The organism is Anaerosporobacter sp., assembly GCF_031551385.1.
In the GTDB taxonomy this organism is placed as follows: domain Bacteria; phylum Bacillota; class Clostridia; order Lachnospirales; family Lachnospiraceae; genus Anaerosporobacter.
The window spans coordinates 1-6,000 of record NZ_JAVBNS010000107.1; the positions used below are offsets into that span (position 1 = coordinate 1).

At 35.2% G+C, this 6,000-nt stretch carries 4 protein-coding genes; all 4 read left to right on the plus strand.

Annotated elements, in window-relative coordinates; translation table 11 throughout:
- Positions 1–1,048, plus strand: a 1,048-nt coding sequence (locus RMR19_RS09710; protein WP_310603298.1) for a YifB family Mg chelatase-like AAA ATPase, incomplete at its 5' end; no start/stop codon positions are given.
- The gene (gene dprA / locus RMR19_RS09715) at positions 1,049–2,179 is read left to right on the plus strand and encodes a DNA-processing protein DprA (RefSeq protein ID WP_310603299.1); all 1,131 of its coding nucleotides are present in this window, start codon (positions 1,049–1,051) and stop codon (positions 2,177–2,179) included. It abuts the gene before it with no gap.
- A gap of 217 nt (positions 2,180–2,396) precedes the next feature.
- The gene (gene topA / locus RMR19_RS09720) at positions 2,397–4,496 is read left to right on the plus strand and encodes a type I DNA topoisomerase (protein ID WP_310603300.1); all 2,100 of its coding nucleotides are present in this window, start codon (positions 2,397–2,399) and stop codon (positions 4,494–4,496) included.
- 338 nt (positions 4,497–4,834) lie between these two features.
- A complete protein-coding gene (gene codY, locus RMR19_RS09725; RefSeq protein ID WP_310603301.1) occupies positions 4,835–5,608 on the plus strand; it encodes a GTP-sensing pleiotropic transcriptional regulator CodY in 774 nt (257 codons plus the stop codon).
- Positions 5,609–6,000: the final 392 nt, after the last annotated feature.

The following is a 6,000-nucleotide window of genomic DNA, read 5'->3' on the forward strand; positions in this document are numbered from 1 at the left end:
AGAGTACTGGCATGGGGTTCGGATACTAGAACCTTGTTTTGTTGACGTTGAAGCGATGTTTGAATATGAGAAGCAGCAAGAGTATGATGATTTTGCTGATTTACTTGGACAGCAGTTGATGAGGAGAGCAGTTGAAGTAGCTGTTGCAGGGATGCACAATATTGCAATTATAGGTCCACCAGGTGCGGGGAAAACGATGATGGCGAAACGAATTCCAAGTATAATGCCACAGATGAGTCTTGAGGAGAGTATGGAAATCTCGAAAGTGTATAGTATTGCAGGTTTATTAGATGGAGAAAATGTGCTGATACATAATAGACCATTTCGAGCACCGCACCATACGATTTCGCCAACAGCATTAGTAGGAGGTGGTAGAATACCGATACCAGGAGAGATAAGCTTATCCTCTGGCGGAGTATTGTTTCTTGATGAGCTTCCGGAGTTTCAAACGAGGACATTAGAGGTTTTGCGACAACCCTTGGAGGAGAAGGTGGTTGTAATTACAAGGCTACAAGCGACGTGCAGATATCCTGCGAATTTTATGCTAGTTGCTGCGCTTAATCCTTGTAAATGTGGTTATTATCCTGATAGGAAAAGATGTAGTTGTTCTCTGCATCAAGTAAAGAAGTATCTTGGGAAAATATCAAGACCATTGCTAGATCGCATTGATATCTGTATCGAGACGACGCCTGTAGAATATGAAGAATTAATTGGCTCACATAAAGGAGAATCATCGGACGAGATGCGAAAGAGAATTATAGAAGCAAGAAAGATACAGAACCAACGATATCAAGGAACAGGGATTCGCTTCAATTCTATGTTGAATGCAAAACAGGTTAAGAAGTATTGCAAACTTGGTGTAGAGGAAGAAAGCATAATAGAAGAGGCGTTTTATGCGCTTAATTTGAGTGCACGTGCGTATCACAGAATTCTTAAAGTGAGTAGAACAATCGCAGATTTAGCAGGAGAAGAAACGATACAGAAAGAACATCTATATGAAGCAATTGGATATCGGAGTTTGGATAAGAAATATTGGGAGGGAATATAGATGGAGTGCTCAAAACAAAAATTATTATGGTATGCATGGTCAAAGAAAGAGGGGATAGGATACAAAGAAACAGCGAAACTTTTGTCATATTATGGAACAATTGAAGCGGTATTTACAGTGGATAAAGATGAAATTAGTGCAATTGAGTGGCTATCGGATTCTGCGAAAGAGGCAATATTAAAAGGTGCTGATTTAGAAGAAGAATATAGATTATATGAGAAAATGATTGCAAAAGACATACATTTTGTTATACAGGAGGAAGAAAAATATCCGAGACGATTGCTGAACATGTATGATCCACCTTGGTTTTTGTACTATGCTGGAGAATTGCCAAAGGAGGATTTGCCTTCTATAGCAATCATTGGAGCTAGAGCGTGCTCGGCATATGGTATGGAAGCGGCGCGTAAACTAGCAAAAGAGTTGGCAATGAATAAGGTACAAGTAATAAGTGGGCTGGCAAAAGGTGTTGATGGTTATGCGCATAGAGGGGCGCTTGAAGGGGAAGGGAAAACATTTGGAGTGATTGGAAGTGGATTGAATATTTGCTATCCAAGAGAAAATTATCAATTGTTTCATGATGTGGAAATGTGTGGTGGAATCCTATCAGAATATCCAATGGGTTCGCCTGCATTGGCATTTCATTTCCCGGTTAGAAATCGCATTATTGCAGGTTTGTCCGATGGGATATTAGTAGTAGAGGCAAAGGAAAAGAGTGGAACACTAATAACGGTAGATTGCGGTTTGGAGCAAGGGAAAGACATCTATGCATTGCCAGGAAAGATTACAGATGTGTTATCAAGAGGGTGTAACCAGTTGATACAAAATGGAGCAAAGTTAATTCAATCAGCAGACGATATTATAATGGAATTGACAGAGCGATATCCTTTTCTTAGAGCGAAGAAAAGTAGTGATCAAATAAGCATACTTTTTGAAAATCAAGTAACAAGTGAAGAGAAGATGGTGCTTATGAAGCTTGGATATGAACCGATACATTTTGAAAAACTATTGATGGATACGGGGTTTGATACTGCTAAGTTGATGGAGGTGATGTTTCATTTACAACGGAAGAATCTGGTTCAAGAAGTGTCTTCTCAGTACTATGTATTACAAACATTGTTTTTACATTCGTAACAAGTCTTGAAATGATAATAGAAATAGGAAATATAACCTAGAAATCGAAAAAAAATAATAATCTGCTTGAAACGTACAAAAAAATAGTGTATGCTAGTTTAAGTTTAGACCGTGGTAATAGGAGTGTTGATACTTCGTATTAACGCGAAATAGATGAACAGTGAATTAGTAAACAATATAGGATATAGATTCACTTAACAATTAAAGGAGTGATTATATGCCAAAATATCTTGTGATAGTGGAATCACCAGCAAAGGCAAAGACAATAAAAAAATTTCTTGGTTCTAACTATGAAGTGTTAGCTTCGAGTGGTCATGTAAGGGATTTACCAAAGAGTCGAATGGGTATTGACTATGAAAATGATTATGAACCTAAATATATAACGATTCGTGGTAAAGGAGAGTTACTTGCGAAGTTAAGAAAAGAAGTGAAGAAAGCAGATAAAGTTTATCTCGCAACTGACCCCGACCGCGAAGGGGAAGCAATTTCATGGCATTTACTATCAGCACTTAAGCTAGATGATACCATGCCAAACAGAATTACATTTAATGAAATTACAAAGAATGCGGTTAAAGGTTCGTTAAAGCAAGCAAGAGCAATCGATATGAATTTAGTTAACTCGCAACAAGTACGAAGAATGCTTGATCGTATGGTAGGTTACGAAATTAGTCCGTTACTTTGGGCAAAAGTAAAACGTGGTCTGAGTGCGGGTAGAGTACAGTCGGTAGCACTTCGAATTATTTGTGACCGTGAAGATGAAATCAATGCATTTATACCGAAAGAGTATTGGACGCTAGAGGCTAATATTCGAGTGGAAGGCGAGAAGAAACCATTAGTTGCTAAATTCCATGGAGATGAAAATGGTAAGATAGAGATTGAATCTGAAGAGCAGATGAATGAAATCTTAAAGAAGCTTGAAGGCGCAGAATACAAAATTGCAGATATTAAAGTAGGGGAACGTATCAAGAAAGCTCCATTGCCATTTACAACGAGTACAATGCAACAAGAGGCAGCAAAGGTGTTGAACTATTCGACACAAAAGACGATGCGTATTGCGCAACAATTATATGAAGGTGTGGATATAAAAGGTAGCGGAACAATTGGTTTGATTTCTTACCTACGTACAGATTCTACGCGTATATCAGAAGAAGCGGACGCAAGTGCAAAAGAATTCATCAAAGAAAACTATAGTGAGAAATATGTAGCAGACGAAGATGCAAACAAGAATGCGAAGAAGAAGATTCAAGATGCGCATGAGGCGATTCGTCCTACATACGTAGATATGACTCCAACAAGGATTAAAGAATCGTTAGGTAGAGATCAATTCCGTCTATATCAATTGATATGGAAGAGATTTGTGGCATCACGTATGCAACCGGCAAGATATGAAACAACTTCAGTGAAAATTTCTGCAAATGAATTTAGATTTACTACGAGTGCATCGAAGTTAGTATTCGATGGATACCTATCTGTTTACAGCACGGAAGATGAGAAGGAAGAAAGTGCTAGTCTATCTAAATCGCTTGACGTTAATTCGAAATTGACATTGAATGAAGCAGAGAGTAAGCAACATTTTACACAGCCACCAGCACATTTTACAGAAGCATCTTTAGTTAAATCGTTAGAGGAATTAGGGATTGGTCGTCCGAGTACGTATGCTCCAACAATTACAACAATTATTGCAAGAAGATATGTTGCGAAAGAGAATAAGAATCTATATGTAACAGAACTTGGTGAAATTGTTAATAAAATTATGTTGCAAGCATTCCCAAGTATTGTAGATGTTAATTTTACTGCAAATCTTGAAATGTTATTGGATAGAGTAGAAGATGGAAGTGTTAATTGGAAAACAATCGTTAGAAACTTTTATCCTGATTTGAACGAAGCTGTTCAGAATGCAGAGAAAGAGTTAGAAAAGATTGAAATTGAAGATGAAGTTACAGATGTAGTATGTGAAGAATGTGGAAGAAACATGGTTATTAAATATGGACCACATGGTAAATTCTTAGCGTGTCCAGGTTTCCCGGATTGTAGAAACACGAAAACATATCTTGAAAAGATTGGAGTTGCTTGTCCTAAATGTGGTAAAGAAGTTGTTATCCGCAAAACAAAGAAGGGTCGTAAGTATTTTGGATGTGAGGATAATCCGGAATGTGATTTTATGACATGGCAAAAACCAACAGACACAAAATGCTCAAAATGTGGAGCTGTAATGGTGGAAAAAGGGAATACGCTTGTTTGCAGTGAAGAGACTTGTGGGTATACGCAACCAAAAGAATCAAAAGAAGAGAATGAATCTAAAGAATCTAAAGCATAAAAAAGAACAAAAAACAAATAAATAGAATCAATTAAAACTGTAAAATTATATATTAATACCAGTTTTATAAAGAAAATCAGTAGTTTTTATGGGTTATTCTGCTGTAATTGTCAAACAACTATTGTTTTTATTCATAATGTATGATAAACTTGAGTCATCAAGAAATATTCTGTAAATGATGTGTCTCAGAATGCACATTTTTTGGTACGGGGGAGCTGTTGTTTAAGTAACAAGTAGCTTAAAAGAAAAATAGCTTTAATTTGCAGATATTCTAAGAAGCAAGTACGTGATATTAAGTAAAATCATGATTATGAAACAAAAACAGAAGGGGTGACAATATGAGCGTGCAATTATTAGATAAAACAAGGAAAATTAATAAGCTACTTCACAATAATAATTCACATAAAGTTGTGTTTAATGATATTTGTGAAGTGCTTAGTGAAATTCTAGAATCCAACATATTAGTTATTAGTAAAAAAGGAAAAGTTTTGGGAATTAAGAATCGCAGTGATATTAGCGAAATAAAAGAACTTATCAAGGATAGTGTTGGTGGATACATTGACAGTCTTTTGAATGAACGTCTGCTTAATGTCCTTTCTACAAAAGAAAACGTGAATCTTTTAACACTTGGTTTTGAATTTGATAATATCAATGATTGCCAAGCGATGATTACACCAATTGAAATTGCAGGAGAACGTTTGGGAACATTGTTCTTATATAAGAATGATTCGCAATACATTATTGATGATATTATTCTTAGTGAATATGGAACTACGGTAGTTGGATTAGAGATGATGCGTTCTGTTAATGAAGAGAATGCAGAAGAACATAGAAAGGTACAAATTGTTAAATCTGCAATTAGTACATTGTCTTTTTCTGAATTAGAAGCAATAACACATATTTTTGAAGAGCTAGATGGAAATGAGGGTATTCTTGTAGCAAGTAAGATAGCAGATCGAGTTGGTATTACAAGGTCGGTTATCGTGAATGCGCTTCGTAAATTTGAGAGTGCAGGAGTTATAGAGTCAAGATCATCTGGCATGAAAGGAACATATATTAAAGTTCTTAATGATGTTGTGTTTGAAGAATTAAAAAGATTAAAATATAAATAGTGAATGAAATTGTTGGGGAGGCAAAAATCTTGATACAAGCTATATGGTTTCTTGCAATTCATTTACTATAAAAAGAATTTGCATATAATGCAGATTCTTTTTTTGCAATAAAGTGAGAAAAATGCATAATATTATCTCTTTTGCGATAAAGATGGAAATAGAGGAAGAGAATTATTGGTGAATGCATAAAAATAAAAAAAATATTTATGATTATTAAAAAAAGAACATAAAAAAACAAATACAAATCATTCCAAAATAGATGCATTTTGTACTAAATATACTATTTTTATTTGTTGTAAAGTGCAAAAAACGTAATATCCAGTAAAAAAACAAAAAATAAGATAGTAAAATAATCCTATTTACATTGTCGCTATAATTTTTCATAATAGTAT

Excerpts from the sequence above, each read along its gene's own strand:
- dprA (WP_310603299.1), top strand. The coding sequence starts at position 1,049 with ATGGAGTGCTCAAAACAAAAATTATTATGGTATGCATGGTCAAAGAAA.
- topA (WP_310603300.1), top strand. The coding sequence starts at position 2,397 with ATGCCAAAATATCTTGTGATAGTGGAATCACCAGCAAAGGCAAAGACA.
- codY (WP_310603301.1), top strand. The coding sequence starts at position 4,835 with ATGAGCGTGCAATTATTAGATAAAACAAGGAAAATTAATAAGCTACTT.